Annotated in this window: 3 protein-coding genes; all 3 read right to left on the reverse strand. The window is 59.0% G+C overall.

Translation table 11 applies throughout. The features are described 5' to 3' along the window. On the reverse strand, positions 1–359 hold a 359-nt coding region (locus JJE47_01330), incomplete at its 3' end, for an MmgE/PrpD family protein (GenBank protein MBK5266053.1). Between the two features lie 255 nt (positions 360–614). Further along, entirely contained in the window at positions 615–1583 is a 969-nt protein-coding gene (locus JJE47_01335) for a cupin domain-containing protein (GenBank protein MBK5266054.1), read from the reverse strand. 122 nt (positions 1584–1705) lie between these two features. Then, positions 1706–2263 carry a zinc-binding dehydrogenase gene (locus tag JJE47_01340; GenBank protein MBK5266055.1) on the reverse strand — a complete coding sequence of 186 codons (558 nt, stop codon included), beginning with the start codon at positions 2261–2263 and terminating at the stop codon, positions 1706–1708. Between the last annotated feature and the right edge of the window lie 176 nt (positions 2264–2439).

Below are 2439 nucleotides of genomic sequence, written 5' to 3' on the forward strand. Positions count from 1 at the left end.
AAAATCGGAGGCAGAATGACAGCACTCGGATGACCGCTCATCGCAAAGCAGTAGTCGTCATAGTCAAGGGCGTGGGCTGCAGTTCCGTTCAATAGCGCCGCCGAGGCTGGATCGGTCTTGAAAGGTCGACCAATCACCGTTGAGATTGGTGCGCCCCCGTACTTGGACAGCAAATCGGACAGAGCTTCGGAAGCCGGTTCCGCGACCCCGGCAACCGTCACCGCCAAAGTATCGACAATGACCGACTTGATCGCAGCCACGGCTGACGCCGGTAGATCCTCGTACTTGGTTTGGGAGATGAACTCAGCAAACTCGACCGTACCGACTGTCCCGCCCTTGGCTAGCGCTTGTAGAGGCATCGCGACCTTGTTTGCCCTTTCGTCCGACAGCTCCTGTTAGAAGCGTCACCTTCCATGATCATACAAGGGGTACAGGTAGCGATTTCCGCCCTCATATGTCTGCCAGATGATCCAGTGAGTTACGAATGGTTCGTCATCGTTCGGGCTCGTCTCATCCCCAGAAGCAAACAATGACAACTCGTTTGAGCAGACAGTTGCCGCCTGTTTGCCACTTGCGGTAGCCAGGTAGCGATCTGTACCTCGGCTCCTGGTCGCCTATGCGCCGACGTCGGCGACCTCCGGAAATCGATCGGGTAGGTGCCGGTCGAACTGCCCGACCGAGAACCCCAAACCCACCTCTACGAAGGTGTTGCGGACGCATAGGAGACGCATCTCTTCGTTTCCGAGGTTTTGATGCTGCCGAGACACGTAGAACGGAGGGGAGACGAGGTCTCCTGCCGACCATTCGACCTCCGACCGGGCGCCGTCGGCCGAGAACAGCCGGGTTAGGCCATTTCCCTTGAGGATCAGGATCCCCTCTTCCGCCAGGGGGCGATAGGTATCAAACGTTCCGCCAGGCTGAATGCTGACAACATCCACCGATAAGGTTCGATGGCCGCCCATCACATAACGCTGCCTAGATACACCTTCTCCTAGGGTCGGGTCGGGCGCAGGTACGGGAGAGGTACCGACCTGGGCGAGGAAGTTGGTCCGAATCGATCCGTCGGGTTGTACCTCAGCCCGGGTGAAGAAGTCCGGTTCGTCGTCGAACCGATCACGTAGGCGGAGGTCAGCGTGATTGTCCTCGTCGGCGAATCCGATCAAGCGCTGAATCGCAGGGGCATTCTTAAACGAGAGCAACCGCCCCTCGTCCGGCCCGTTGAAATGATGGTGCCAGGCGTTGGTCGGGATCGCCAGAAGGTCGCCCTGACTCCAGCTGACCCGAGTTAGGGGCCGATCGTCTAGTTGGCGGAATTCACTCGAGCCCCGTCCCGCGACGACATAAGACAGGGTTTCGTCGAAATGGCGATGGCCACATTTGGTCCCACCGGGCTCGATGCCAGCCAGGAAAGCGGTCAGGACGCTGTTACCTGCCAGGTAGTTGAAGGCAACCGAGTTGTATCCCTTTCCTGGTCTAGCGCCGAGCGGGTGGGTCGGCATCCCTCGCGCAACAATGCCTTCTACAACGATCCCCCGATCGGAGTCGAAGAAGACCCCTTTGGGTAATGGTGCGGTCGTAGTCATACTTGCCAATCCTTACTCTATCGCTGAAACGACAACACCCTGCGACCCGGGCAATCGATCTTGTCAAGAGAGCTGATGTCCTTGCCGCTCTCGTGAACTGGCACAAGAAGCAAATAGCGGAGTCACCGGTTGGGTTCGACGACAACTTTCATGACGCCATCGACTCGCTTGTCCATCATGTCGAATGCACCCTGCAGGCCGCCGAGATCGATGGTGTGGCTTATCAGCTTGGCTACCTCCAAGGCACCAGACGCCACCAATTCGATCACCGGCCCGAACGTACGAGGATGGCCGCTGGACCCGATCAGCTCCTGTTCAAGGAACTTCAAGCTGCCGACCGGAAATGGCACCAGCTTTTCGGAGAACGATCCCATCACCACAATGCGCCCGCGCCGGGTGGTTAGCCGTTGGGCCATCTCAAGAGTCGAGTTCTGCTGACCCCCCACTGCTTCGACCGAGAGATCCACGCCCAAACCGGACGTCCAACTGGCAACGAGTTCGGCTAGATCAGGACTGTCAGCGCGCGCCGTCAGCTGAGCCCCGAGCGCGCTGGCCTGGTCAAGGCGGTCGTCGACTAGGTCAACCACCAGGACCTCCGCCCCTTTTAGAGTCGCGACCATCATCGCTCCAATGCCAATCGGGCCGGCTCCCACGACCAGGACTCTCTCACCTTCAATCACGCGACCGCGATGTACTACCCCTTCGTAAGAGATCGCCAAGGGTTGTACGAGAGCCCCCTCGGCCGCTGTTAGGTGATCGGGTAGAGCGAAAAGCTGGTTAGCGGGAACAGCTACGAACTCAGCACAACCACCCGGAATGTCGGGACCCTCACCGAGCACGTGGTAGTCGGGGCAGA

It is taken from the genome of Acidimicrobiia bacterium (assembly GCA_016650365.1).
GTDB lineage: Bacteria > Actinomycetota > Acidimicrobiia > Spongiisociales > JAENVV01 > JAENVV01.

Bases quoted from the DNA above. Each gene is read 5' to 3' on its own strand.
- JJE47_01335 (MBK5266054.1), bottom strand. From the start codon at position 1,583: ATGACTACGACCGCACCATTACCCAAAGGGGTCTTCTTCGACTCCGAT.